This window comes from Microbacterium sp. RG1 (genome assembly GCF_005347485.1).
Classification (GTDB): Bacteria; Actinomycetota; Actinomycetes; order Actinomycetales; family Microbacteriaceae; genus Microbacterium; species Microbacterium binotii_A.
This window is the reverse complement of the sequence record NZ_CP034121.1, coordinates 1,388,168-1,412,018: the sequence shown is the minus strand read 5'-3', so window position 1 is coordinate 1,412,018 and position 23,851 is coordinate 1,388,168. Positions and strand designations below refer to the sequence as shown.

Here is a 23,851-nt window from a genome sequence, read left to right as displayed (position 1 = left end):
TTCCGATTATGTCCCGTCGGGCGGTTTCGCGTGTAGCTCAGCCCGGGTGGGTCATCGAGAGCAGATCGAGCTTCTCGTCGAGCTGCGCCGCGGTGAGCTCGCCCCGCTCCACGTACCCGAGGGCGATGACGGCCTCGCGGACCGTGATGCCCTCCGCGACGGCATGCTTGGCGATCTTGGCCGCGGCCTCGTAGCCGATGAGCTTGTTCAGCGGCGTGACGATCGAGGGCGACATGCCCGCGTAGGCCGCCGCGCGCTCGCGGTTGACCTCGAGGCCGCGGATCGTCTTGTCGGCCAGCACGCGCACGGAGTTGGCGAGCAGGCGGATCGACTCGAGCAGCGCGGTGCCCATCACCGGGATCGCGACGTTCAGCTCGAACGAGCCGGATGCGCCGGCCCACGCGATCGTGGCGTCGTTGCCGATGACCCGTGCGCACACCATGAGCGTGGCCTCGGGAACGACCGGGTTGACCTTGCCGGGCATGATCGAGGAGCCGGGCTGCAGGTCGGGGATGTGCAGCTCGCCGAGACCCGTGTTCGGGCCGGAGCCCATCCAGCGCAGGTCGTTGTTGATCTTGGTGAGCGAGACCGCGATGGTGCGGAGGGCTCCGGAGGCCTCGACGAGCCCGTCGCGGTTCGCCTGCGCCTCGAAGTGGTCCTTGGCCTCGGTGATGGGCAGCTCGGTCTCGGCCACGATGAGCTCGATGACCTTCTGCGGGAAGCCGAGCGGGGTGTTGATGCCGGTGCCGACCGCGGTGCCGCCCAGCGGAACCTCGGCGACGCGGGGGATCGTCGCCTGCACGCGCTCGATGCCGAGGCGGATCTGGCGGGCGTAGCCGCCGAACTCCTGGCCGAGGGTGACGGGCGTCGCATCCATGAGGTGCGTACGGCCCGACTTGACGACGTCGCTCCAGGCTTCCGCCTTCTCTTCCAGAGCGACAGCGAGGTGGTCGAGGGCGGGGATCAGGGCGTCGATGATCTCCTGCGTCACCGCGATGTGCACCGAGGTAGGGAAGACGTCGTTCGAGGACTGCGAGGCGTTGACGTGGTCGTTCGGGTGAACCGTCGAGCCGAGGTCGCGCGTCGCCAGCGTGGCGAGCACCTCGTTCATGTTCATGTTCGACGACGTGCCGCTGCCGGTCTGGTAGACGTCGATCGGGAACTGGTCGGCGTGCTCGCCGGCGATGATCTGGTCCGCGGCACGCGCGATCGCGTCGGCGATCTGCGCGTCGAGGGTGCCGAGCTGCTTGTTCGCGAGAGCGGCGGCCTTCTTGATCCGCGCGAGCGCAACGATCTGAGCCGGCGCCAGTGCGTCGCCCGAGATCGGGAAGTTCTCGACGGCGCGCTGGGTCTGCGCGCTGTAGAGAGCGGATGCGGGAACGCGGACCTCGCCCATCGTGTCGTGTTCGATGCGGTATTCGGTCTCAGCCACGGGTGTCTCCTCTGACGGTGTGCGGACGATGGGTGATCAGGCGGCGGACTCGGTCGCGGCGCCGACGATGAAGTCGGGCTCGGCGACGCCCTTCGCGAGGCGGTAGTTCACGCCGACGATCGCGAGCGAGCCGTCGGCCACGGCGGCGCTGATGAGCTCCGACGAGTGCAGCAGCTCGGTCACGGTGTCGCGCAGGTGCTCGCGTCCCACGTGCTCGGCGTCGACCGTCGCGGCGTTCGTGCCCTCGGCGACCTGCACACGACGCACGGCCGGCACGATGGGTGCGACCTGGCGCCAGATGCGCGGCGGCAGCGCGGGCGCGTCGGGCGAGGTGCTGTCGATGGCGGCGCGGACAGCACCGCACTCGTCGTGGCCGAGCACGACGATGAGCGGGGTGCCGAGCACCTCGACCGCGTACTCGAGGCTGCCGACGACCGAGTCGGAGATGACCTGACCGGCGTTGCGCACGACGAACAGGTCGCCCAGCCCCTCGTCGAAGATGATCTCAGCGGCCAGACGCGAGTCGGAGCAGCCGAACAGAGCCGCGCGCGGGCGCTGCCCCGACGCGAGTTCGTGGCGGCGCTCGACGTCCTGTCGCGGGTGGCGCGGCGTGCCGGAGACGAAGCGGGCGTTGCCCTCGAGCATCTCGGCCCAGACCTGAGCGGGGGTGGGGTGGGTGTCGGTCACGGTGTCTCCTCGCGCAGCTGAAGGATGGTGTCGGTGACGGTCGTGGCCAACTGCGCCGCGGTGTCGGGCGTGGCCGTGCCGTACACAAGGATCTGGTCGGGTCCCGCAGGGGTCGCGAGAGCGTACGACACGCCTCCGGCGGAGCGCGCGTCGGAGATCTCGTAGCGCTGCCACTCGATGCCGTCGATCGTCTCGGTGCCGGTCGGGGCGGCGCCGTTGAGGGTGCGGGCCACCCACCCCGCATCCGCGTCGAAGGCCTGCGCGATGTTGATGTAGCTCTCGGCATCGGGAACGTAGACGATCGTGAAGGCCGGGACGCTGTTGCCCTCGAGCTGCGCCTGGTTCACGCGCCAGTTCTCCGGCACATCGGGGGAGATGACGGGGCGCCCGTAGGCGTCCGCGAAGCCGTCGGCGATCTCGGCGACGTTCAGCGCGGGCGCGGGCGCGGGGTTGCCGCGCGGCACCGCGAAGATGATCACGATCACGACGCCGAGGGTCGCGAGCAGCGCCGCGATGAGGTTGCGGAACGTCTGGCTCGAGCGATAGATACGTGAGGACTCCGCCTTGCGGGCGGCGGTCTCGTCGGGAGTCTCGGGGCGGCCGAGCTCGGCGACGACGCGGGGACCTCGGGCCATCAGAGTTCGCCCTCGGCGCCGGAGCGCGCCGCATCCAGTCGACGCTTGGCGCCCAGCAGCCACTCCTCGCACCGCGCCGCGAGCGCCTCGCCGCGCTCCCACAGCGAGAGCGACTGCTCGAGGGTGGGCGAGCCCTGCTCGAGCTCGGCGACGACGCGCACGAGCTCGTCGCGCGCCTGCTCGAACGACAACGACGCGATCTCGGGAGCGGTCTCCTCGGGCGCGGACATGGCTTCCATCCTAGGCGTCCGTCGCCGTCGCAGACGTCTCCGGCACCTCGCCGCCGGAGCTGGCCGCGAACGAGCCGCGGGCGACCGTGACGGTCAGCTCGGTGCCCTCGGGCGCCTGCGCCGCATCCCGCACGATCACGCCGCCGGCGACGTGGGCGATCGCGTAGCCGCGGGCGAGGGTGGCGCCGGGAGAGAGGGCGCGCAGGGACGCGCGCAGCTCGGCCGTCTGGCGCGCCGCATGGGTGTGCGAGCGGTCGATCGTGTCGCGTCCGCGGGCCGCGAGCAGCTCTACCTCGTGCGCGCGCCGCTCGAGCAGCGCGTCGGGGTCTCGCAGCACCGGGCGCGAGCGCAACTGCTCGAGCTGCGCGATGTCGTGCGAGACGCGCATGCTGAGGCGCGAGCCCAGGCGCGCCCGCAGCTGGCGCACGAGGGTGCGCTGCTCGCCCACATCCGGCACGACGCGTTTGGCGGCATCCGTCGGCGTGGAGGCCCGGAGGTCGGCGACGTCGTCGAGCAGGGGGTGGTCGTTCTCGTGGCCGATCGCCGAGACGACCGGCGTCGTGGCCGCGGCGACCGCCCGCAGCAGCCGTTCGTCGCTGAAGCCCAGCAGGTGCTGCGGGTCGCCGCCGCCGCGGGCGATGATGATCACGTCGACCTCGGGGTCGGCATCCAGCTTCTGCAGTGCGGCGATCGTCTCGGGCACGCACCGGTCGCCCTGCACAGCGGCGTACGCGGTGCGGAAGCTCACCTGCGGCCAGCGCAGCTCGGCGTTGCGGTGCACGTCTTTCTCCGCATCCGATCGCTCGCCCGTGATGAGCCCGACCAGGTGCGGCAGGAACGGGAGAGGCCGCTTGCGCTCGGCCGAGAAGAGTCCCTCGGCGCGCAGCTTCGCGCGCAGCTGCTCGATGGCGGCGAGCTGATCGCCGATGCCGGTGTGCCGCATCGCTGACACCAGCACGCTGAAGTCGCCCGTGCGCACGAAGTAGTCGGACTTGACGCTCGCGACGACGCGATCGCCCACCTTGAGGTCGTCGGGCAGGCGCTGCAGCGTCGACGACCAGATGCGGAACGACACGCTCGCGTCGCCGGTGAGGTCTTTCAGCCTGCCGTAGACGTTGCCGCCGCGCACGTTCCACGACGTGATCTCGCCCTCGACCCATACCGAGCCCCACGAGGAGATGAACGCCCGGATCGTCTCGTTGAACCGGGCGACGGATGTGGGCGCGTCGCGGGTGGCGTCACGGGGGTGGACGTCATCACCGTGCGGGGCCTCGGGCGCCGCATCCGGTGCGAACCTCGTCATGCATCCTCCGTCGCTCGGCCTCCGCCCAGCACGCGCCCGTAGAATCACGGGCGTGAGCTCACCCGCCGTGCACCTTCCCACCCCCCGGATGCCGGCGCGCAGCGGCCGGCTTCAGGATATCCCGGTCGTCGGACGCAAGAGAGTGCTGCTGGCGGCCCCCCGCGGGTACTGCGCCGGCGTCGACCGCGCGGTCATCGCCGTGGAGAAGGCGCTCGAGCGCTACGGCGCGCCCGTCTACGTGCGCAAGCAGATCGTGCACAACGTGCACGTCGTGACCGAGCTCGAGGCCAAGGGCGCGATCTTCGTCGAGGAGGTCGACGAGGTGCCCACCGGTGCCCACGTCGTCTTCAGTGCCCACGGCGTCTCGCCCGCCGTCGTCTCGGCTGCCGCCGACCGAGGTCTGCAGGCGATCGATGCGACCTGCCCCCTCGTGACCAAGGTGCACCGCGAGGCCGTGCGCTTCGCGCGGGACGATTTCGAGATCCTGCTCATCGGCCACCTCGGACACGAGGAGGTCGAGGGCACCGCAGGTGAAGCGCCCGAGCACGTCACGATCGTGAACTCGCCCGCCGACGCCGACACCGTCGAGGTGCGCGACCCCGACAAGGTCGTGTGGCTGTCGCAGACGACCCTCTCGGTCGACGAGACCATGGAGACCGTGCGCCGCCTGCGCGAGCGGTTCCCGAACCTGCAGGACCCGCCATCCGACGACATCTGCTACGCCACGCAGAACCGCCAGGTCGCGATCAAGAAGGTCGCGCGCGACGCGGACCTGGTGATCGTGGTCGGCTCCGCGAACTCGTCCAACAGCGTGCGCCTCGTCGAGGTCGCCCTCGAGCACGGGGCCAAAGCCGCCTACCGCGTCGACTACGCGGAGGAGGTGCGCCAGGAGTGGCTCGACGGCGTCGCCACGGTCGGTGTCACCAGCGGTGCCTCGGTGCCCGAGGTGCTCGTCCAAGAGGTGCTCGACGTGCTCGCCGGTGCCGGCTACGCCGACGTCGCCGAGGTGCGCACCGCCGAGGAGGACCTCATCTTCTCGCTTCCCAAGGAGCTGCGCCGCGATGCATCCGGCGCGACGGATACCCGCGCCCGCGGCGGACGGGGGCGCGCATGAGCGACGAGCGCCCCCGCCCCCAGTACGGCGAGTACGCGACGCCCGAAGAGCAGCGCGCCCGCATCCGTCAGCCCGACGCGACGTTCGACCTCGACGCGGGCAAGGCTCCGGATGCGGCCCCGCCCGCCCCCGCCCCGACTCCTGCCGCGGGCCCCGTGGCGCGAAACCCCCGGGCCATGGACCGCGTCGCCACGATCGCGCTGCTCGCCCTCGGCCTGTTCGAGGTGCTGCGCTCGATCCCCGGCTTCGTCGACCCCAACGAGCTGCTCACGCAGCTGCTGACCCAGTTCGGCGTCGACGGGGGACTGACGGATGCGGCCAGCGCCCGCGCCTGGGGAGCGGCCGCCGCCATCCTGCTCGCGGTCGGATGGTTCGCGACCGCCGCCGTCTCGGTGTGGAATCTGCGGGCCGGACGCCTGAGCTTCTGGATCCCGCTCGTGGGCGGCGTGGTCTTCACCCTCCTGGCGAGCGTGCTCCTGGTCGTGCCGCTGATGTCGGACCCCGGTCTCATGCAGCAGTTGAGCGGCATCACGCCCCTGCCGACCCCGAGCGCGACATGACCGCGCGCGTCGTCGCCGTCTGCGCTGTTCATGCGCTGATCCCGGATGCGGGCACGATCGGCGTCACCGCGATCGACAAGCGCCCGCTCGACGGCGCCGTGCGCGTCGGCCCGTACGGGGTGCGCGGCGACGTTCAGGCCAACCGCAAGCACCACGGCGGACTCGATCAGGCCGTCTACGCCTACGCGCAGGAGGACGCGGCGTTCTGGGAGAGCGAGCTCGGACGCGAGTTGGCGCCCGGGTGGTTCGGCGAGAACCTGCGCACCGAGGGCATCGACGTCAACGCGGTCGTGATCGGGGAGCGGTGGCGCATCGGCGACACGCTCGAGCTCGAGGTCACCCGCCACCGCAACCCCTGCCAGACCTTCGCCCGCCGCCTCGGCGGCCCGGAAGCGCGCGGGTGGGTCAAGCGCTTCGCCGACGAACGGCGGCTCGGCCCCTACTTCCGCGTGGTGAAGTCGGGCGCGATCTCCGCGGGCGACGAGATCGTCGTGCTCTCGCGGCCCGAAGGAGCCCCGGGGCTGCTCGACGGCGTCTGAGCGCGCCGCGCCGCTCGTGTCATGGCGATTCGCCCGTGAGTGCGCAGCAGCCACGGCATGACGAGGTAGCTGGCCAGCGGCACGACGATCAGCGTGAGCACCAGCGAGCGCAGCACCGGGTGCCAGCTCTCTGTGAACGGCGAGAGTGCCAGCATCCCGATCGTCACGAGCGGGAAGATCGCGATCCAGGTCAGCACGGCGCGGACGTGGGCGTTGGGCATCGGGGGACGAGGGGTGGCGCTCGGTTCGGTCATCACATCTCCAACTGTTCGTTTGGGGATGAATGTAAACGCGTTCGCCGACTTTTGCAACTGAACGGTTGGAGTTGCGGGCTAAGGTTGACGGCATGGCTTGGGACACCGAACGCACACGACGCCGGCTGCTCACCGCGGCAACGGCGGAGTTCGCGGCCCACGGGCCGGCCGGTGCGCGGATCGACCGCATCGCGGAGACGGCCGGGGTCAACAAGGAGCGGATCTACTCGTACTTCGGCAACAAGGATGCTCTCTTCGAGGCGGTGATCGTCCACGAGCTGTCCGAGGTGTTCGAAGAGGTGCCGCTCGAGGGCGAAGGCCCACAGGCCATCGGCGAGTACGCTGCCGGCCTATTCGACCGGATCGTGCGCAAGCCCGAGATCGGCCGGTTGATGGCCTGGGAGGGTCTGGTGCGCGGGGGAGACGTGCCGGATCGCGCCATCCGTGAGCAACACTGCAGATCGAAGGTCGCCGCGGTCCAGCGGGCGCTTCCCGGCGTCTCCAAGGCGGATGCGGGGCAGCTGCTGCTGACCGTGGTCACGCTCACCGACGGATGGGCGGTCTTCCCGCAACTCGCCGAGATGTTCACCGCGGATCGCTTCGGGGACCGCCGTGACGCCGTGCGGCGGCTCGCCGAGTGCGAGGCGGCCGCCGCGGTGGAGCGCGCCGCATCCTGAAACGCGGAATGCCCCGGCCAGAGCCGGGGCATTCGCGGTGAGTACATCGGGTCAGGCGCCGAGCGACTTGCCGGCGGAGCCGAGCTGCTGCGTCGCCTCGACGACGCGGGCGGCCATGGCGGACTCTGCGACCTTGCCCCAGGCACGCGGGTCGTAGGCCTTCTTGTTGCCCACCTCGCCGTCGACCTTCAGGACTCCGTCGTAGTTCGAGAACATGAAGCCCGCGACCGAGCGGGTGAACGCGTACTGGGTGTCGGTGTCGATGTTCATCTTCACGACGCCGTTCGCGACCGCGAGGGCGATCTCTTCGGGGGTCGAGCCGCTGCCGCCGTGGAAGACCAGGTCGAGGGGCTTCGGGCCGGTGCCGAACTGCGCGGCGATCCCTTCCTGGATCTCACCGAGGAGCTCCGGGCGCAGCTTCACGTTGCCGGGCTTGTAGACGCCGTGCACGTTGCCGAAGGTGAGAGCCGCGATCCAGCGGCCCGCGTCGCCGAGACCGAGAGCCTCGACGGCCTTGGCCACATCCGCCGTGGTCGTGTAGAGCGCCTCGTTCGAGCCCTCGTGCTTCACGCCGTCCTCTTCGCCGCCGACGACGCCGATCTCGACCTCGAGGATCGCGTTGATCGCCTTGATACGGGGCAGGAGCTCCTTGGCGATCGCGATGTTCTCGTCGAGGGGAACGGCCGAGCCGTCCCACATGTGCGACTGGAAGAGCGGGTTGCGGCCGGCCTTGACCTCTTCTTCGGATGCGGCGATCAGCGGCAGCACGAAGTCCTCGAGGGCGGGCTTGGGGCAGTGGTCGGTGTGGAGGGCGACCGTGATCGGGTAGTTCTTGGCGACCTCGGTGGCGAACTTCGCGAAGGCGATCGCGCCGGTCGCGCGGCCCTTCACGGTGTGGCCGGCGAAGTAGTCGGCGCCGCCGGTGGTGACCTGGATGATGCCGTCGGAACCGGCTTCCGTGAGGCCCTGCAGGATCGCGTTGATCGACTGCGAGCTCGCCGCGTTGATGGCCGGGTACGCGAAGCCGCCCGCCTTCGCGCGGTCGAGCATCTCGGCATACTGATCGGGTGTTGCGACGGGCATGTCCGCTCCTTGCTGTGTGCAGTGGTTACCCGTCACTCTATCGAAGGGGATGCGGGCGACCGGGTGCTGGGGGCGCCAGGAATATCACCGCGGGGGCGGTGGATTTCCTCCTGCTGAAAGAACGTCGAATTCTTCGCGTCTTCAGAGCCGAAAGTCGCGTCCGCTCTGCGGGATCCTGCTTAGGCTGGGCCGCATGGTGAGCCTTACTGCCGACATGAGTCCGCTGCACCCCGACCGGAACCTCGCGCTCGAGCTCGTGCGCGCGACAGAGGCCGCGGCCATCCGCTCCGTTCCCTTCATCGGGCGCGGCCAGAAAGAGGTGGCCGACGGAGCGGCGGTCGACGCGATGCGAGCCTTCCTCACCACTGTGAACTTCGACGGCGTGATCGTCATCGGCGAGGGCGAGAAGGACAACGCGCCCATGCTCTTCAACGGCGAGCACGTCGGTACGGGGCGCGGGCCGAAGTGCGACATCGCGGTCGACCCGATCGACGGCACCTCGCTGACCGCCGCCGGGCGCAACAACGCGCTGTCCGTCATCGCGGTCGCCGATCACGGCGCCATGCTCGACGCATCCAGCGTCTTCTACATGGACAAGCTCGTCACCGGCCCCGCGGGCGTCGGCGTCGTCGACATCCGCCTTCCGATCGGCGAGAACATCCGTCTGCTCGCGAAGGCGCTCGGCAAGCCGGTCGACGAGATCGTCGTCTCGGTGCTGCACCGTCCGCGCCACGACAAGCTCATCGAGGAGATCCGTGAGGCCGGCGCAGGAACCCGCCTGATGAGCGACGGCGACGTGGCCGGCGGTATCAACGCCGCCCGGCACAACGCCCGCACCGACATGTGCGTCGGGATCGGCGGGAGCCCTGAGGGCATCGTCACCGCCTGCGCGATCAAGGCGCTCGGCGGCCACATCCAGGGTCGTCTCGCGCCGCGCAACGACGAGGAGAAGCAGCGCGGCATCGACGCGGGGCTCAAAGTCGACGGCACCGTGTACGAGGCCGAGGATCTCGTCAAAGGCAAGAACACGATCTTCGTCGCCACGGGCGTGACCGACGGCCAGCTCGTCGCCGGTGTGCGTCGCGAGGGCGAGCACATCTACACCGAGAGCGTCGTGCTGCGCGGTGCCTCCGGTACCCTCCGCCGCATCTCGAGCGAGCACCTCACCTCGAAGTGGCTGTGATCCTCGAGGACTGAGCCTCTCGGCTGGTGAGCCTCTCGGGCGGTGGGCCCGCAGGGCATGTCCCACTTTCGGCAAGTTCAGGGGCTGATCTGTGCAGAAAGTGGGACACGCTTTCGGCGGACGGGATGATGGGTCGATGGCTACTCGGCGGATGACCCCTCGGCTCCCGCTCCTCGGCGGGGAAGTGCCCGTGTTTCCGCGTGGGCGCAACCCGCGTCCGCTCGCATGGGGCGTGGTGGTGACCTCCGTCGTCGTCGGTCTCATCGCCGCGGTCAGTGACGAGCTGAGCCGGCGCATCCTCTTCGGTGCCTTGGCAGTCATGCTGATGGTGATCGGGATCGCGTTGCTCATCACGTTCCGGGGCGTCGTGTCGCGTGCGCTGACCATCGACGATCGACCGGGATACCTACGCTTCGTCCCCCTGCGGGTGGGAACCGTCCCGGTGCTCTTCATCGCCGTGTCGCTGTTGCTTCCAGCCGGCGCGCAGCTCTTCATCGACCTGAACGGCCTGCCTGAGCCGTGGGGGTCGCGCCTGACACGCAGCGGGCCCTACATCCTCGGCATGATCGGGATTGCGGTGCTCGTCATGCGGATTGTGCGACTGCGCGTCCTCGCGGGGCTGACGCTCACGTCTCGCGGTGTGACGGGCATCCGCGGATGCGGCGCGCTGGACTGGTCATGGGAAGAGCTTGCCCAGGTGTCGGTCGTTGCGGCCCCCGCAGCCAAGCTCTCGCTGCTGCGCGCGGGCGGTGCGCCGCTGATCACGGCGCCCGCCCTCAGCCTCGGTTCCGACCCGAACCTCGTCGCTTCGCTCGTGGAGTTCTACCGGCAGCATCCGGAACACCGCGACGTTCTCGATGTCGGAGGCGTCGAGGCGGTGCATCGCGCGGAGCAGGCACTGCGGCCCGGCTGATCTCCGCCGCGGCGCGGCAGTGGGCCGATAACTGCAACAAGTGGGACCTGCCCGGCGCAGGGGTGCGCAGTACCCCCTCTTGTTCGGTTGTTCCGGGTTCGTGTCTCAGTTGTGCACGGTTTGGGGGTGTGCGGCGTGTACGAGTGAGACGCGGATGCGTTGGGGGGCTGGGGTGGGGGCCGTGTCTCAGTTGTGCAGGGTTTGAAGGTGTGTGGCGTGCACTAGTGAGACATGGATGCGTTGGGGGGCCGGGGTGGGGTTCGTGTCGCAGTTGTGCACGGTTTGGGGGCGTGTGGCGTGCACGAGTGAGACACGGATGCGGGGGAGGAGCGCAAGCCTCCGGGGCGGCTACATCGGCAGGTGGCAGAATGAACGACGTCGTATCAACGTCGATGTCGATCTCTGCACCGAGACGAAGGGACGAACGATGTCCGCAGCCCAGGAGAACGCGCATCCGCACACCGGAGCGCTCGCCGTCGTCGCCGATGCCGTGGCGGTCAACAACCCCGACCCCGCCCGTCGCCCCGATGTGCTCTTCCGCGTCCGCCGTGAAGAGGGTCACCAGCCGAGCCCGTGGTGGGCGATCGGCGCGTTCGTCGGCGTGTCCGCCGTCGTGCTCCTGCTGCTGAGCTTCGTGCCCGGCGGCGCCTGACCTACTGCCGCAGCTGCGCGAGCAGCGCGCGCTCCTCCTCGTCGGTGAGCCCCGCTCCCGACACCACCGGCCCGCCGAGCACATCGGCGAGGGTCGACTCCAGCGGACGACGCTCTAGTCCGGCCGCCACGGCGCGCTCCGTCGACCGTGCATTCATCCCGTACCAGGTCTGGTCACGCAGCCAGAGCGGCAGCGACCGCGGCCCTGACCACTCGTTGACACCCTGTGTCGCGAGCCAGTCCTCCGCGGCGGTCACCGTCTCGCTGCGGTTTCCGGCTGCGGCCCTCGCCGCATCGAGGTGCGCGGGGAGCGGATGCGGCACACCCTGCGCATTGAAGGCACCCGACCCGGCGCCCGCCGCAAGACGCACGAGCCACGCGGCGAGGTCGCGCACGTCGATCAGCGCAGTGGGCAAGCCGGGTGCGTCCGGTGCTAGCACGACACCCTCGGGGTTCGACGGCTCGGCGAAGCGGCGCGGCCAGTACGTGCTTCGTCCGGTCGGGTCGCCCGGTCCGCCGATGAGGCCGGAGCGAACGATGGCCGATCGGTCGGTGCCGAAGACCTCGCGCACCGCATCCTCGCAGGCGACCTTGGCGCGCCCGTAATCCCCGGGCTCGGTCATCACATCGGCGTCGAGAGGGTCGAGCAGCGTCGCCGACTCGTCCGCGCCGATCTCCGCCTGGCTCGCGTAGACGTTGCAGGTCGAGACGAAGACGTACCGGTCGGTACGCAGCCCGCGTGTGGCGCGCCGCACCTGCCCCGGCTGGCGCGAGACGTCGATCACCGCATCCCACCGGGTGTCGGCGAGTGGCACGAGTCCGTCGGGGTCGTCTCGGTCGACGCGGACGTGCCGCGCCCCGTCCGGGACGTTCGTGCCGCGGGCGGCGCAGGTGACGTCATGGCCGGCGGTGACCCCGGATGCGGCCGTCGTCCATCCCAGCCATGCGGTGCCACCGAGAACAAGGAGCTTCATAGGCTCATCGTCGTCGGGAACGCGCGTCGGCGCAGGCGTATCCGCGACGGGCGAACACGCGTGTCAGGCGGAGGACGCCGGCAACTGCTCGTCGGCCGCGGCGGCCCTGTCCGCGTCGTCGGATGCAGCCCGGCGCACCTCATCGAGAGCGGCGGTGAACTCGGGGGCGCTCAGCCGACGCGGCGTCGACTCGAGCGCGGCGGGTGCGGCGACCGCATCCAGCTTGGTCTCGTCGATGCCGGGGAAGCGTCGCGCGGTCACGAGCACGCGGCTCTCGAGTGAACCGACGAATCGGTTGTAGCCGTCGACCGTGCGTTCGATGCCGCGACGCAGGTCGTCGATGTGCTTGGTGAGTCCGCCGAGGCGCTCGTAGAGCTGCGTGCCCAACGTGAAGAGCTCGCGGGCGTCGTCGGAGACGGCCTCCTGCGTCCACGTGTAGGCGACCGTGCGGAGCACCGCCCAGAGGTTCACGGGGGAGGCGAGCGCCACGCGCTGCCGGAAGGCGTAGTCGAGCAGGGCGGGGTCCTCGTCGAGCGCCGTCGCCAGCAGCGCCTCGTTCGGCACGAAACAGATGACGAACTCGGGGCTCGATTCGATCCCTGCCCAGTACTGCTTCTTCGCGAGCGCGTCGATGTGAGCGCGAAGGGCCTTCACATGCTTGTCGCGGAGCGCGCGGCGGCGCATCGCATCCTCGCCCTGAGCGGTGTCGGCGATCGCCTGCGCCTCGATGAACGCGTCGAGGGGCACCTTGGCGTCGACGGCGATGGCCTTGCCGCCCGGCAGCCGCACGATCATGTCGGGGCGACCCGAACCCGCATCCGAGCTGATCGAGGACTGCACGTCGAAGTCGACGTGACGGGTGAGTCCCGCCGCCTCGACGACGCGACGCAGCTGCACCTCGCCCCACACACCGCGGGTGCTCGTCGAGCGCAGAGCGGAGGAGAGCGACGCGGTCGTGTCACGCAGCAGGTCGTCGGTCTCCTGCGCGCGACGCAGCTGCTCGGCCAGAACTCCGTATTGGGCGTGGCGCTCCCGTTCGAGGTCGTCGACCTTGGTCCGCACCTGGGCGAGGGTGTCGCGGACCGGGGCGAGGGCGGCGACCACGGCGTTCTCACGCCGATCGCGGTCGTCGCGCTCGCGCTGTTCGGCGCGCTGGCGCTCCACGAACTCGCGGTACAGTCCGCCCTGCCGCTCGAGCTCGGCGCGCGCGGCCGCGGCGGCGGACTCTGCGGCCGCGGCGCGGGCCGACAGCGCACCCTGCTGCCCGGAGGCGCGGGAGTGCGCGGCGAACCAGCCGAGCGCGATGCCGGCGGCGAGGCACAATGCGGCGACGAGGAGGATCACGGGGTCCATGAGCACAGCATGCCCGGAGCCGCGGACATCGCCGGTCAGGCGGCCGCGGCGACCGCCGTGTCGATCTCGCAGATCCGGATGCGGGCTGCCTCTGCGAGGGCGTCGATGTCGGGCGCGTTCCAGCGCCGCGCGGCATCGATCATGATGGCGGCGGAGGCGGCCGCATCCGCTGTCGCGTCGTGGTGGCGGAACTCCGAGAAGCCCGCCTCGGCCGCGACGATCGGCAGCCGGTAGCTGGGCAGGTCGTAGGTGCGGCGCGCGAGCTGCAGGCTGCAGGCGTAGCGGTAGGGCGGGCAGATGTCGCCGGTCGCGGCGCACGCGCGCCGCAGCACCGCCATGTCGAACCCGGCGTTGTGCGCGACGAGCACGTCCGCGCCGGCGAAGGCAGCGATGTCATCGAGCTGCTCACTCCAGCCCTTCGCGTCCACGACGTGCTCCGGGCGGATGCCGTGGATGCCGATGTTCAGCTCGAAGAAGCGGTCGTGGCCCTCAGGCGGGCGGATCAGCCAACCGGCGGTCGCGACGATGCGCCCGCCGCGGACGCGGGCCAGACCCACCGCGCACGCCGAGGCACTGGAGGAGTTCGCCGTCTCGAAGTCGATCGCGGTGAAATCCAGTGACACGCCCTCACCCTCACCCGGATGGGTGTGGTGCGCGGTGAGGCGCGCCGGGGACGGGGCATCCGGGGAGGCAGGGTTGCGCGGGCGGGGTGGGTGCGGGTGCTGGGGTGGCCTGGGTTCGGGGCTGGCTGCGGGGTTGTAGCCGCCTCCGGTGCGCGGACGTCGGAGATTCGGCATTCCGTCGGAGGTTTCGCGCCGCATCCTCCGACATTCGCGCGATTCTCCGACCGGCGGTTGCGTCCGCCTCCGACCGGCGGATGCCGCGAGTCTGGGCAGTGGGTGCGGCGAGCCTGCGCGTGGGGCGTGGGGCGTGGGGCGTGGGGCGTGTGGCGTGTGAGCCCGGCGTGTATGCGGGGGTGGGTGCTGGCCTCGGAGCGGTGGCCGCCTTCGGTGTGCACGGGCGTCGGAGATTCGGCGTCCTGTCGGAGGTTTCGCGCCGCATCCTCCGACATTCGGCCGATTCTCCGACCGGCGGATGCGGCCGCGGCCGACCACCGGATGCGGCTGCCACCGACCGGCGGATGCGGCGGGCTGGCTCGTGCGGGGCGCGCTGGGGCGGACCGGCGGATGCGGCTGCCACCGACCGGCGGATGCGGCGGGGAGGTGCGAGTGGGCAGCCACGGCAGACCGCCCCGCCATGGGCCCGGCGGGTGCCGAGCCGTGGGGCGCCTAGACTTGATGCCCGTGGCTCTTACCATCGGAATCGTCGGGCTGCCGAATGTCGGCAAGTCCACCCTGTTCAACGCCCTGACCAAGAATCAGGTGCTCGCGGCGAACTACCCGTTCGCGACGATCGAGCCGAACGTGGGTGTCGTCAACCTGCCCGATGCGCGCCTCGACAAGCTCGCCGAGATCTTCGGCAGCGAGCGCATCCTGCCGGCCGCCGTGTCGTTCGTCGACATCGCGGGCATCGTGCGTGGTGCGAGCGAGGGGGAGGGGCTCGGTAACAAGTTCCTCGCCAACATCCGTGAGGCTGACGCGATCGCGCAGGTCGTTCGCGGATTCGCCGACTCCGACGTCGTGCACGTCGACGGCAATGTCGACCCGAAGAACGACATGGAGACAATCAACGCGGAGCTGCAGCTCGCCGATCTCGACACCCTCGAGCGCGCGATCACGCGCTACGAGAAGGAAGTGCGCGGCAAGAAGCTCGAGCCGATCGTGCTCGAGACGGCGCAGGCTGCGAAGGACGCGCTCGAGCGCGGGCAGCTGCTGTCGGCATCCGGCATCGATCTGGCTCCCATCAAGGAGCTCGGCCTGCTGACCGCGAAGCCGTTCATCTTCGTCTTCAACGTGGATGAGGACGTGCTCACGGATGCGGATCGCAAGGCGGAGCTCGCCGCGTTGGTCGCGCCCGCGCAGGCGGTGTTCCTCGACGCGAAGATCGAGTCCGAGCTGATCGATCTCGACCCCGAGGAAGCGGCTGAGCTGCTCGCCTCGACCGGTCAGGACGAGTCAGGACTGGACCAGCTCGCGCGTATCGGCTTCGACACGCTGGGCCTGCAGACCTACCTGACCGCGGGCCCGAAGGAGGCGCGTGCTTGGACGATCGGCAAGGGTTGGAAGGCCCCGCAGGCTGCCGGCGTCATCCACACCGACTTCGAGAAGGGCTTCATCAAGGCCGAGGTCATTTCGTTCGACGACCTCGTCGCGACGGGCTCGGTCGTCGAGGCGCGGGCGAAGGGCAAGGCGCGACTCGAGGGCAAGGAGTACGTCATGCAGGACGGCGACGTGGTGGAGTTCCGTTTCAACAACTGAGCAGGTCGACGGCCGGGACCGAGAAGCAGCGGATTGCCGTGTCCGGAGGGCTCGGGGCGGAGCGGCGGTGACACCCGACGCGACGCTGGTCGTGCGCTACGACGACACGGCGCGAGCTGCCGTCGAACAAACGCTGCGCAAGCTCGTGCGCAAGCAGGGTGCCGCGCTGGTGGCGCTCAGCGTCCTGTGGGGGATCATCACGCTGGTGCCGCTCATCGCCGCATCGACTGCCGTGGACGGAAACGCATTGCCCTTCATCCTCGTCTCGATTCTGCTCGTCTCGATTCCCGTCGCGCTCGGCGCGCTGGGGTCGCGGCAGCTTCGTCGGCAACCGCGTCTGTCGAAGATCGCAGTGACGATCACCCCCTGGACTGTGCTCTTTCCGGCCATCGTGCGTCCTTCCGCGCTGGCACCCCGCATCCGGGCCGAGGAATGGCCCCGCGAGGCAACGAGCGTCACTCTCATCCCGGCATCCGGCCTGCACGCCTCGCGCATCGAGTTCACCCGGCAGGATGCGGGCAAGCGGCGTAAGCGCTCGATCGCCGTCGGCAGCATCGACGTCGACCCCCAGGTCATCGTGGATGCGTTCCGCGGTCCCACCTCCGCCTAACGTTCGTCTCGCTCCACGCCCGGGCGTGCCCACTCCGCGAACCCGGGACGACAGAATCGATCCGGAACGATCGGGCGCGCACGTTCGCGCCCGGCGAGAGTGGATCGCGAAGGGAGCCGCCATGATCGAAGTGCTCAATCGCCTGGTCGACGAGATCGAACGCCGACTGGGCGACGAGATCGACGTCGATTCGCTCGCCGCATCCGCGGGAGTCACGGGCTACCACGTGCGTCGGATGTTCTCGACGCTCGCGGGGATGCCGGTGTCGGAGTATGTGCGACGCCGACGGATGACGGTGGCAGCCGCCGACGTGATCGACGGTGACGATCTACTCACGATCGCCGTGCGCTTCGGGTACGGGTCCGTCGAGGCTTTCGGCAGAGCGTTCCGTGCGGTGCACGGCGTGAGCCACGGCGACGTCCGCCGCGACGGTGGGCCCCTTCGCCCGCAATCCATCCTCAGGTTCCGCCTGACCGTCGAAGGGAGCTCCGCCATGGACGCCCGACTCATCGAACGCCCCGCCTTCCGCCTCGCCGGACACGCCGCCCGCGTGCCGCTGATCCACGAAGGCGTCAATCCACACATCCAGGCGCACATCGCGTCGCTGCCTGTCGAAGAGCACGTGCGCCTCAAGGCGCTCAGCAGCGCCGAGCCGGCGGGTCTCCTGCAGGTCAGCGCGGACGTCGACCCCGACTACTCCGAGGGAAGCGAGCTGACCTACCTGCACGGTGTCGCGCTCGCCGCCGATGCGGATGCTCCCGCCGACCTCGACGTCATCGAGGCGGATGCGGGAACCTGGGTCGTGTTCCGAACCTCCGGCCCGCACCCGGATGCCCTGCAGGAGGCGTATGCCGCATCCGCGACCGACTGGTTCCCGTCGAACCCATGGCAACTGTGCCCCGGCCCGTCGATCGTCGCGGTGCTCGAACGCAGCGAGGACTTCCGCACGGCGACCTGTGAGCTGTGGCTCCCGGTCGAACGGATGACGCCGGCCGTCTAGCTCTCAGGATGTGGCGTCCTTAGCCCACCGTTCGCGGGGCGGCACCTCTTCCCACCGCTCCCGCAACGGCGCATCCGCATCGACGGGCCGGTAGATCGGAGCTCCACGGATGCAGAGCCCCCAGAACCAGGTTCGGCCGCACGCCAGGCACTCGAGGTAGCTGACGATCGTGAACTTCAGATCGGATTCCGCCAGCGGGAGCATGTCCGCGAGGGGTACGTCACCGCGGATGAAGCGCATCCGGCCGTCGTTGACGCGACGTTCCAGCTCGTCACTCGTGGGCTGGATGGCGATGTCGTGCGGAGGCCTTCCGTCGTTGTGCACGAGCGCGGTCTCGCAGACGTCGCAGCTCACATCCATGGCCCTAGGCTACCCAGGGGTGGCGTCCGGAGCCTGTCGGGGAGGGGTGGATTCGGCGGCCAGTCGCCTGCCAGAGTGGGGGCATGACGCCTCGACGAAGACTCGTCCCACCGCTCGCGGTCGCCGCAGCAGCACTGGCGCTCGCCGGTTGCACGAATACGGCCGGCTACACCGATCTGGAGAGCACCGAGACGCGGGCGCTACCGGCCATGGTGACCAAGGATGCGCTGGCGCATTTCGATCTCGACTCAATGAGGTGGGTTGGCGAGCACGAGGGGACCGACGTGTGGCTGGGGTGGGGGAGGAGGGCCGGGGAGGTCTGCATTCTCTTCTCTGCGGACGTTGATGCCTGGGTGACAGGATGCGCGGGAGCAGGCGGGCAGATGACGCTCTCGGGACGCGGTCCGCAGCGGTTCGTGGTCGTCCCCGACGGGCAACCCGCCCCGGAGGGGTTCGCTGCGATCTCGCACAACGTCTACGTCGCGTCGACCGCAGAGTAAGCGCGGACTTCCGCGAGGCAGACGGCGTCCTCGCCGATCGGGGGACAGCTCGATCCGCAGGGCACCCGTGAGCGTCAGTCCTCGACGTGCCCCACGGACTTGGCCTCGAGGAATGCGCAGAGTTCGGCGGCGACCGACAACTCCGCGGCGAGGTGCTGCAACTCGAAGCTCGTGAGCACGGTCATTTCCGTCTGCGGCTCGAGCGTCACGCGCCAGCGCGCATCGCCGACCTCGATCGGCTCCATGTAGATCGAGATGCGCGCGTTGCGCAGCGGCACGAGAACGAGTCCGGTGTCACCACCCTCGGATCCGTCTTGGACCGCGACCCGGATGAGATATCCCGCCTCGCGCGAACCATGAAACTCTTCGAGCCAGGTCTCGAGCGTCGCTTTGCTTCTGAAGGGCACCGGGGATCCTCGCGTTCTGCATGGGCGCGGACCTGCAGAACCGCGCCGTTGCCGCGATCGTAACCCGAAGGGCAGACAGAACGATCGCCGGCGGGTGATCCGTGGAGAGAAGAGGACTGCTCGCCGTCACGCGCGCCGCATCAAAGCGTTGAGCTCTCCGTAGTCCACGTTGTCCACGAGAGCTGCATATGTGCCCGCCGTCAATGCCTCTGCCGCAACGCGCCGCGCCAGTGCCTACGCAGCCTGGGCGACACTCGACCCCAGGCTCACTCGCGCCGCGCCGAGACTCCCGAGCGCCGCTGTCATCGACGCCCCCGGTCCTCCCAGGACGTTGAGGGGAGCCGGGATGCCGGACGAGAGCGCGGCGATCTCCGTCTCCGCCGCGCCTGGAACGAAGACGCCGTCGGCACCGGCTTCGACATAGCGTCGTCCGCGTTCGATTGCCTCCCCGGTGAGAGCGGCCGTGCTCCGCCCGCCGTGAAGGAAGACATCCGTCCGGGCATTGATGAACAGCGCTACGCCCGCACGATCGGCTGTCCGCCGCGCGTCGGCGACACGGGCCGCGAACTCGGTCGGTGACAACGTGCCGTCCTCGATGTTGATCCCGGCCGCGCCCGCGTCGAGCACGGCGTCGATCGTGCGCGCGACGCCGTGTGAAGAATCGGGATATCCGCCCTCGATATCTGCCGAGACCGGCACGCAGACGGCGTCGACGATGCGCGTTACGGCACCTACGGCTTCGGCGCGGGTGAGGGCATCGCCGTCGGGTCGGCCGAGTGACCACGCCACCCCGGCGCTGGTGGTGGCGATCGCAGGTGCGCCGGCAGCCTCCATGATCCGTGCGCTCGCCGCATCCCACGCATTGACGAGGACGAGTGGATGCGGCGAGTCGAGGCAGAGGGCACGGAAGGCGGCGGTGTCGTTGTTCACCCCTTCAGCCAACGCGATCGAGCCGTTGCCGTCTGGCGGATTCCCGGCCCTCACCGTCGACACGCCACCCTGGCGCATCCCGATCAGTGGAAGGTCAGCACCTCGTCGCCCCACGCGGCTCGCAGTGACGCGTCCAGATCCGGCACCAGACGATCCTGGTGGTCGATCACCATCGTGCTGCGCCCCTGCTCGATCGAATATGTCTCCCAGGGGGCCGAGCCGTCCGCATCCGGTGACTCTCCGTGCGCGAAGGCGGTCCATCGCTGTTGCATGCGAGCCGAGATGCTCTCGGCCACCCTGCGGCCGCCGAGGCGGAACGTCGGGTCCTTCGGTCCGCTCGTCAGTTTGCCCCAGAGGTACGGCAGCTCGGTGGCGTGCGTCGCTCCGAGTCCGATCAGGCGGAGGAAGGGGGCCGCGTGGTCGAAGCGGTACAGCCAGACATCCGCCACCCGCGAATGCCCCTCCGCGATCCACACGCTCGGCATGCGGAACCCGATGTCCCGGGCGATTCCGAGCCCGATCGCGCGCTGCCGCGCGTGCTCGTACGCCGTGCGCACGTCATCGAACGTCGGCAGCTCGAGCGCGGGATTGTCCGCGGCCATGTCGCCGAACATGTCGCGCAGGCGTTCGTCGGTGATGGGGATCAGCGGCGACTTCATGAACTTGAACAGGGACGCCTCGTCCTTGTTCGTCCCGATGAGCAGGGGAACGGCAAGTCCACGGCCCTCGCGCAGCACGACGGCGGGTGCCTCCGGCAGGAGGTCGCCGTCGATGACCGGTGCGAAGGCGAGCACGCCGGGGTCGGCGTCGGGCACCTGCGCGTAGACCTCCATGCCCGCGTCGACGATCTGCTGCGGCGTTGCGGCACGCAGCGCTTCCGCCGCATCCGGCTGCGTCTCATCGATACGCAGTGCTGCGGTGAAACGCGCGGCGACCGCCCGGGCGCGCTCGGCGCCGTAGACGCTGGATGCGGGGGAGGACTCGGCGATGGCGCGGTGGAACAGCCCGCGCGCGGAGGGTGTGGCCAGCAGCGTGGTCACGAGCCCGCCGCCGGCGGACTCGCCGAAGACGGTCACGCGGTCGGGGTCTCCGCCGAAGGCGCGGATGTTCTGCTGCACCCATTCGAGGGCGAGCAGCACGTCCTTCAGCGCGAGGTTGCGATCGAAACCCTGCTCGGGGAGCAGCGAAGCGAGATCGAGGAAGCCGAAAGCACCGAGGCGATAGTTGACCGTGACCACCACGACGTCGCCGTGCGTCACGAGCGAGGTCGCGTCGAACAGGGGCTGACTGGAGGCCCCGAACGTGTACGCGCCGCCGTGCACCCACACCATGACAGGACGCGCGCGCTCGCTCTCGGATGCGGGTGCCCACACGTTGAGTCGGAGGCAGTCCTCGTCCATGACGGCGTCTTCGCCGAGCGGGACGGCGGGGTTCACGCTCTGCGGGCAGACCGGACCGTAGCGCGTCGCGTCCGTCTCGTCCGCGACGGGCTTCGCCGCAACCGGATCGCGCCAGCGGGCGTCGCCCGTGGGCGGCTCGGCGAAGCGGATGCCGCGCCACGACAGAACCGGGCCGAGCTCGAGTCCGCGGAACGAACCGGCGGGCGCGTGGGCGAGTCGAGTGCCGGCGGGAGAGATGTCGTTGGGGTGGGACATGTTCGTTCCTTTCCGGGTCAGGAGAACAGCTGGTGGACGAGGTGAGCGGCCTCGTTCGCGGCGAGGACCGCGAACAGCACCGTCATGATCACGGCGTTGTGCGCGATCATCTCGCTCTTCAGCCGCTCCAGACCCTTGGCGACGGTGGCGGATCCGCTGGTGGCGAGCAGCGTCGGGATGATGAGAGCGAGTGAGCCGGCCACGGCGAAGGCGATACACAGGCCGATGGCCGCCAGGACCGGCAGGTGCGCGGCCCCGATGGTCGCCCCGGCCTTCAACTCGAGTGGGATGTTCTTCGAATTGGTCACGGCCATCAGCAGGCCGAGCCCGCCGGCGCGTGCGGGGGTGATCGAATCGATCGCCGAGAGCCAGCCCGGCGTGCGCGGCGCGGCTCCGCCTCGCGGCCGCGACAGCCAGCTGGTGACGGCCAAGACGGTGAATCCGACGGTCAACAGGATCGTCAGCACGAGTACGACGATCTTCGAGGCCGCCGATCCGCCCGACGACGACGCTCCGGCGGTCGTCGCGGCACCCAGTGCCGTGAACGCGAGAGTGATGGCCAGGAACGCGCCGGTGTACGCGAGAGAGGCGACTCTCCCGCGGGCCGACAGCAGGATCGCCACGATCGCCACGATCGGAAGCGGCGAGATCATCAGGCCCACAGCGGCAGGGATCAGCGAGGGAAGGTCGTGCGTGTTCATCGGATGCTCCATCTGCGTGCCGCGGGCCGGCGACTGCAGACGTTACGACGCGGATGTCTGCGCGTGAGGCGGATGTTCGGTGGACACGACTGGGGAGGCCGCGCCGACATCGATCACCGCCTCCAGGAGCGCCCCCGACCCATCGGCTCGCAACCGTGCGCCGCGCCCGCGAGCTGCCGACGACCCGCGCAGCGTCGCTCCCGGCGGCAGGCTTCCGGGCGAGCGCACCTGCACCCGCAGGCGCGGGCCCGCGCCCGTCGCGACGACGTCCAGATCGATCGTGGCCGCGGCGGGAACGCTGTGCTTGACGGCGTTCAGCAACCCCTCCGCGACGATCTCGAACACATCGTCGCGCGCAGCCGCCGATGCCTCGAGAGCCGTCCGCGCATCCCTGCTCATCCGCATGCGGACGTCGACGACGGGGCGCCACGTCTCGACGAGGTCGACCAGCGACTGGACGGATGCTCCATCGCGCGGGCGGCCGAAGACCGAGGGGAGCCCGGCGAGCAGAGGATCGAGCTCGTCGCGCACGTCGCGAAGCGTGGTCGGTGTCCAGCGATCCGGTGCGGCGAGCGCGCGCACACACGCACCCTGCGCGTCACGGTGCAGCTCGCGCGCCGCGTCCTCCAGGGCCGCGCGTGCGGCTGACGTCCCCACGCGTCCGACCCGCTGCGAGACGCGCACGGTCGCGGTCAGACGCCGCTCCTCGACCCTGAGCGCGGACGCCGTGCCGGCGCAGAGCGCGCACGCCGCGGCGAGGGTGGGATAGGCCAGAACGGGTACGGCCGACAGTGCGAGCGGGATCCCCTGCGCCCATGCCAGCGTGCCCAGACCGAGTCCCACGACCGCCCCGACGGCGAAGAAGACCGGGATGCGGCGCCGGCGGAGGGCGCGCAGACGCGGCACACCGTCGGCGAGGACGGCGCCTGCGGCGAGCACCGCCACACCGACCATCACCTGCAGTGCCGGCACTGTGCGCAGTGCGTACGGCAAGACGCAGAGGGCGTAGATGACGGCCACGATGCCGGGGGGAGGCAGTCGCAGCGCGGGTCGCATCCGCACGCGCTCGATCGGCACGGCGACGACGGGCTCCGCGGGTGTGGTGGCGAGATCGGCCAGGCGCCGGCTCCACCGCCGCACGCTGTCGTCGCTGAACGCGCGCAACGAGGCGGTGCCGGACTGCTCGGCAGCCAGCGCGCGGAGTTCGCCTCTCAGCTCGTGGCTCGCCGCCTGCACGAGGTCTCGGGCCGCGCTCTCGAAGGCAACGGCATCCTCTCGGGCGTGCGTGAGCGCGTGCTGTACCGAGAGCAGGCGGGCGTTGGTCTGTCGCAGCCGGGTGACATGCGTGGTCAGGATGGCGATGGTCGTCAGCGAGGCCATCCAGACCGTCGCGTTCGTCAGCACGCGGAAGGGCAGCTGCCAGGCGGCCGGCGCGGAGGCACCGAGCACATCGGCGACGGTGTCGGAGGCGAGAGGACGAAGGAGCGCGGAAGCCAGAACGCCGGCCGTCACGATCCAGGGGCGCCAGCGGCGGGCAACACGGCGCTCGCCGAGGGCGGTAGCGGCGAGGCCGGCGAGGAACGCGGCGGTCGAAGCCAACGTGGCGCCGAGGGCCGCGATGTCGACGGACGTGGGGGCGGGGCTCATCACGGTGACGGACAGCAGGCCCGCGACGAGGAAGGTCCAGCGCGACACGAAGCGTCCGGAATGGAGCGCGTCCCG

General features: G+C 70.1%; 27 protein-coding genes. 11 read left to right on the top strand and 16 right to left on the bottom strand.

Going from position 1 to position 23,851, the window contains the following annotated elements; genetic code table 11:
• Window positions 1–37: 37 nt before the first annotated feature.
• The 5 genes from EHF32_RS06850 to xseA are packed head-to-tail and all read right to left on the bottom strand — an operon-like array spanning window position 38 to window position 4,287.
• On the bottom strand, window positions 38–1,432 hold the full coding sequence (locus tag EHF32_RS06850) for a class II fumarate hydratase (protein ID WP_137417489.1): 1,395 nt from the start codon (window positions 1,430–1,432) through the stop codon (window positions 38–40).
• Window positions 1,433–1,468: 36 nt separating this feature from the next.
• The gene (locus EHF32_RS06845; protein ID WP_137419149.1) at window positions 1,469–2,077 is read right to left on the bottom strand and encodes a carbonic anhydrase; all 609 of its coding nucleotides are present in this window, start codon (window positions 2,075–2,077) and stop codon (window positions 1,469–1,471) included.
• Between the two features lie 38 nt (window positions 2,078–2,115).
• A complete protein-coding gene (locus EHF32_RS06840) occupies window positions 2,116–2,754 on the bottom strand; it encodes a DUF4245 domain-containing protein (RefSeq protein ID WP_137417488.1) in 639 nt (212 codons plus the stop codon).
• A complete protein-coding gene (locus EHF32_RS06835) occupies window positions 2,754–2,984 on the bottom strand; it encodes an exodeoxyribonuclease VII small subunit (RefSeq protein WP_373459535.1) in 231 nt (76 codons plus the stop codon). The genes EHF32_RS06840 and EHF32_RS06835 overlap by 1 nt, the downstream gene beginning before the upstream one ends.
• Window positions 2,985–2,994: 10 nt before the next feature.
• Complete coding sequence (gene xseA, locus EHF32_RS06830) at window positions 2,995–4,287, bottom strand: exodeoxyribonuclease VII large subunit (RefSeq protein WP_137417486.1); 1,293 nt, start codon at window positions 4,285–4,287, stop codon at window positions 2,995–2,997.
• Window positions 4,288–4,375: 88 nt separating this feature from the next.
• Here xseA and EHF32_RS06825 point away from each other — a divergent pair, with 88 nt between their 5' ends.
• Genes EHF32_RS06825 through EHF32_RS06815 form a run of 3 tightly spaced genes read left to right on the top strand, consistent with a single transcriptional unit; the run spans window position 4,376 to window position 6,500 of the window.
• Window positions 4,376–5,401 carry a 4-hydroxy-3-methylbut-2-enyl diphosphate reductase gene (locus EHF32_RS06825; RefSeq protein ID WP_137419148.1) on the top strand — a complete coding sequence of 342 codons (1,026 nt, stop codon included), beginning with the start codon at window positions 4,376–4,378 and terminating at the stop codon, window positions 5,399–5,401.
• Window positions 5,398–5,961, top strand: coding sequence for a DUF6264 family protein (locus tag EHF32_RS06820; protein ID WP_137417485.1), 564 nt, complete (start codon window positions 5,398–5,400; stop codon window positions 5,959–5,961). Before EHF32_RS06825 ends, EHF32_RS06820 begins: the two co-directional genes overlap by 4 nt.
• Window positions 5,958–6,500 (top strand): MOSC domain-containing protein, encoded by a 543-nt coding sequence (locus EHF32_RS06815; RefSeq protein ID WP_137417484.1) that lies wholly within the window; start codon window positions 5,958–5,960, stop codon window positions 6,498–6,500. The genes EHF32_RS06820 and EHF32_RS06815 overlap by 4 nt, the downstream gene beginning before the upstream one ends.
• Here EHF32_RS06815 and EHF32_RS06810 read toward each other — a convergent pair.
• On the bottom strand, window positions 6,401–6,754 hold the full coding sequence (locus tag EHF32_RS06810; RefSeq protein WP_238343816.1) for a hypothetical protein: 354 nt from the start codon (window positions 6,752–6,754) through the stop codon (window positions 6,401–6,403). The genes EHF32_RS06815 and EHF32_RS06810 overlap by 100 nt on opposite strands.
• 92 nt (window positions 6,755–6,846) lie before the next feature.
• Here EHF32_RS06810 and EHF32_RS06805 point away from each other — a divergent pair, with 92 nt between their 5' ends.
• On the top strand, window positions 6,847–7,431 hold the full coding sequence (locus tag EHF32_RS06805) for a TetR/AcrR family transcriptional regulator (protein WP_137417483.1): 585 nt from the start codon (window positions 6,847–6,849) through the stop codon (window positions 7,429–7,431).
• 51 nt (window positions 7,432–7,482) lie between these two features.
• On the opposite strand, the gene fbaA is transcribed toward EHF32_RS06805, so the two are convergent.
• Window positions 7,483–8,514: a class II fructose-bisphosphate aldolase gene (fbaA, locus tag EHF32_RS06800; protein ID WP_137417482.1), complete on the bottom strand. Its 1,032-nt coding sequence runs from the start codon at window positions 8,512–8,514 to the stop codon at window positions 7,483–7,485.
• A 193-nt stretch (window positions 8,515–8,707) separates the two neighbouring features.
• Here fbaA and glpX point away from each other — a divergent pair, with 193 nt between their 5' ends.
• The 3 genes from glpX to EHF32_RS06785 all read left to right on the top strand — a co-directional run bounded on the left by glpX (window position 8,708) and on the right by EHF32_RS06785 (window position 11,262).
• Window positions 8,708–9,697 carry a class II fructose-bisphosphatase gene (glpX, locus tag EHF32_RS06795; protein WP_137417481.1) on the top strand — a complete coding sequence of 330 codons (990 nt, stop codon included), beginning with the start codon at window positions 8,708–8,710 and terminating at the stop codon, window positions 9,695–9,697.
• Window positions 9,698–9,929: 232 nt separating this feature from the next.
• A complete protein-coding gene (locus EHF32_RS06790; RefSeq protein ID WP_137417480.1) occupies window positions 9,930–10,610 on the top strand; it encodes a hypothetical protein in 681 nt (226 codons plus the stop codon).
• A gap of 427 nt (window positions 10,611–11,037) precedes the next feature.
• Window positions 11,038–11,262 carry a UDP-N-acetylmuramyl pentapeptide phosphotransferase gene (locus EHF32_RS06785; RefSeq protein WP_137417479.1) on the top strand — a complete coding sequence of 75 codons (225 nt, stop codon included), beginning with the start codon at window positions 11,038–11,040 and terminating at the stop codon, window positions 11,260–11,262.
• A 1-nt stretch (window position 11,263) separates the two neighbouring features.
• On the opposite strand, the gene EHF32_RS06780 is transcribed toward EHF32_RS06785, so the two are convergent.
• The 3 genes from EHF32_RS06780 to EHF32_RS06770 form a co-directional block, all read right to left on the bottom strand.
• Window positions 11,264–12,235, bottom strand: coding sequence for an oxidoreductase (locus tag EHF32_RS06780; protein ID WP_137417478.1), 972 nt, complete (start codon window positions 12,233–12,235; stop codon window positions 11,264–11,266).
• 63 nt (window positions 12,236–12,298) lie between these two features.
• Complete coding sequence (locus EHF32_RS06775; RefSeq protein WP_137417477.1) at window positions 12,299–13,588, bottom strand: DNA recombination protein RmuC; 1,290 nt, start codon at window positions 13,586–13,588, stop codon at window positions 12,299–12,301.
• A 35-nt stretch (window positions 13,589–13,623) separates the two neighbouring features.
• Entirely contained in the window at window positions 13,624–14,211 is a 588-nt protein-coding gene (locus EHF32_RS06770; RefSeq protein ID WP_137417476.1) for an exonuclease domain-containing protein, read from the bottom strand.
• 681 nt (window positions 14,212–14,892) lie between these two features.
• On the opposite strand from EHF32_RS06770, the gene ychF reads away from it, so the two are divergent.
• The 3 genes from ychF (at window position 14,893) to EHF32_RS06755 (ending at window position 17,576) form a co-directional block, all read left to right on the top strand.
• Entirely contained in the window at window positions 14,893–15,966 is a 1,074-nt protein-coding gene (gene ychF, locus EHF32_RS06765) for a redox-regulated ATPase YchF (protein ID WP_137417475.1), read from the top strand.
• A gap of 67 nt (window positions 15,967–16,033) precedes the next feature.
• Window positions 16,034–16,576: a hypothetical protein gene (locus EHF32_RS06760; RefSeq protein ID WP_137417474.1), complete on the top strand. Its 543-nt coding sequence runs from the start codon at window positions 16,034–16,036 to the stop codon at window positions 16,574–16,576.
• 121 nt (window positions 16,577–16,697) lie between these two features.
• On the top strand, window positions 16,698–17,576 hold the full coding sequence (locus EHF32_RS06755; RefSeq protein ID WP_137417473.1) for an AraC family transcriptional regulator: 879 nt from the start codon (window positions 16,698–16,700) through the stop codon (window positions 17,574–17,576).
• A gap of 3 nt (window positions 17,577–17,579) precedes the next feature.
• On the opposite strand, the gene EHF32_RS06750 is transcribed toward EHF32_RS06755, so the two are convergent.
• Window positions 17,580–17,936 carry a hypothetical protein gene (locus EHF32_RS06750; RefSeq protein WP_137417472.1) on the bottom strand — a complete coding sequence of 119 codons (357 nt, stop codon included), beginning with the start codon at window positions 17,934–17,936 and terminating at the stop codon, window positions 17,580–17,582.
• 83 nt (window positions 17,937–18,019) lie between these two features.
• Between EHF32_RS06750 and EHF32_RS06745 the strand changes: the two genes are divergently transcribed.
• A complete protein-coding gene (locus tag EHF32_RS06745) occupies window positions 18,020–18,436 on the top strand; it encodes a hypothetical protein (RefSeq protein ID WP_137417471.1) in 417 nt (138 codons plus the stop codon).
• Window positions 18,437–18,510: 74 nt separating this feature from the next.
• On the opposite strand, the gene EHF32_RS06740 is transcribed toward EHF32_RS06745, so the two are convergent.
• The 5 genes from EHF32_RS06740 to EHF32_RS06720 form a co-directional block, all read right to left on the bottom strand.
• Window positions 18,511–18,843, bottom strand: a complete 333-nt coding sequence (locus tag EHF32_RS06740) for a hypothetical protein (protein ID WP_137417470.1) — start codon at window positions 18,841–18,843, stop codon at window positions 18,511–18,513.
• Between the two features lie 234 nt (window positions 18,844–19,077).
• Entirely contained in the window at window positions 19,078–19,773 is a 696-nt protein-coding gene (locus EHF32_RS06735; protein ID WP_238343815.1) for an isocitrate lyase/PEP mutase family protein, read from the bottom strand.
• Window positions 19,774–19,856: 83 nt separating this feature from the next.
• Complete coding sequence (locus EHF32_RS06730) at window positions 19,857–21,428, bottom strand: carboxylesterase/lipase family protein (RefSeq protein WP_137417469.1); 1,572 nt, start codon at window positions 21,426–21,428, stop codon at window positions 19,857–19,859.
• Window positions 21,429–21,445: 17 nt separating this feature from the next.
• A complete protein-coding gene (locus tag EHF32_RS06725; protein ID WP_137417468.1) occupies window positions 21,446–22,129 on the bottom strand; it encodes a GAP family protein in 684 nt (227 codons plus the stop codon).
• A gap of 42 nt (window positions 22,130–22,171) precedes the next feature.
• Entirely contained in the window at window positions 22,172–23,824 is a 1,653-nt protein-coding gene (locus EHF32_RS06720; RefSeq protein WP_137417467.1) for a hypothetical protein, read from the bottom strand.
• Window positions 23,825–23,851 lie beyond the last annotated feature (27 nt).

Excerpts from the sequence above, each read along its gene's own strand:
- EHF32_RS06845 (WP_137419149.1), bottom strand. The coding sequence starts at position 2,077 with ATGCTCGAGGGCAACGCCCGCTTCGTCTCCGGCACGCCGCGCCACCCG.
- EHF32_RS06840 (WP_137417488.1), bottom strand. The coding sequence starts at position 2,754 with ATGGCCCGAGGTCCCCGCGTCGTCGCCGAGCTCGGCCGCCCCGAGACT.
- EHF32_RS06835 (WP_373459535.1), bottom strand. The coding sequence starts at position 2,984 with ATGTCCGCGCCCGAGGAGACCGCTCCCGAGATCGCGTCGTTGTCGTTC.
- xseA (WP_137417486.1), bottom strand. The coding sequence starts at position 4,287 with ATGACGAGGTTCGCACCGGATGCGGCGCCCGAGGCCCCGCACGGTGAT.
- EHF32_RS06825 (WP_137419148.1), top strand. The coding sequence starts at position 4,376 with ATGCCGGCGCGCAGCGGCCGGCTTCAGGATATCCCGGTCGTCGGACGC.
- EHF32_RS06820 (WP_137417485.1), top strand. The coding sequence starts at position 5,398 with ATGAGCGACGAGCGCCCCCGCCCCCAGTACGGCGAGTACGCGACGCCC.
- EHF32_RS06815 (WP_137417484.1), top strand. The coding sequence starts at position 5,958 with ATGACCGCGCGCGTCGTCGCCGTCTGCGCTGTTCATGCGCTGATCCCG.
- EHF32_RS06810 (WP_238343816.1), bottom strand. The coding sequence starts at position 6,754 with ATGACCGAACCGAGCGCCACCCCTCGTCCCCCGATGCCCAACGCCCAC.
- EHF32_RS06805 (WP_137417483.1), top strand. The coding sequence starts at position 6,847 with ATGGCTTGGGACACCGAACGCACACGACGCCGGCTGCTCACCGCGGCA.
- fbaA (WP_137417482.1), bottom strand. The coding sequence starts at position 8,514 with ATGCCCGTCGCAACACCCGATCAGTATGCCGAGATGCTCGACCGCGCG.
- glpX (WP_137417481.1), top strand. The coding sequence starts at position 8,708 with ATGGTGAGCCTTACTGCCGACATGAGTCCGCTGCACCCCGACCGGAAC.
- EHF32_RS06785 (WP_137417479.1), top strand. The coding sequence starts at position 11,038 with ATGTCCGCAGCCCAGGAGAACGCGCATCCGCACACCGGAGCGCTCGCC.
- EHF32_RS06780 (WP_137417478.1), bottom strand. The coding sequence starts at position 12,235 with ATGAAGCTCCTTGTTCTCGGTGGCACCGCATGGCTGGGATGGACGACG.
- EHF32_RS06775 (WP_137417477.1), bottom strand. The coding sequence starts at position 13,588 with ATGGACCCCGTGATCCTCCTCGTCGCCGCATTGTGCCTCGCCGCCGGC.
- EHF32_RS06755 (WP_137417473.1), top strand. The coding sequence starts at position 16,698 with ATGATCGAAGTGCTCAATCGCCTGGTCGACGAGATCGAACGCCGACTG.
- EHF32_RS06750 (WP_137417472.1), bottom strand. The coding sequence starts at position 17,936 with ATGGATGTGAGCTGCGACGTCTGCGAGACCGCGCTCGTGCACAACGAC.
- EHF32_RS06745 (WP_137417471.1), top strand. The coding sequence starts at position 18,020 with ATGACGCCTCGACGAAGACTCGTCCCACCGCTCGCGGTCGCCGCAGCA.
- EHF32_RS06730 (WP_137417469.1), bottom strand. The coding sequence starts at position 21,428 with ATGTCCCACCCCAACGACATCTCTCCCGCCGGCACTCGACTCGCCCAC.
- EHF32_RS06725 (WP_137417468.1), bottom strand. The coding sequence starts at position 22,129 with ATGAACACGCACGACCTTCCCTCGCTGATCCCTGCCGCTGTGGGCCTG.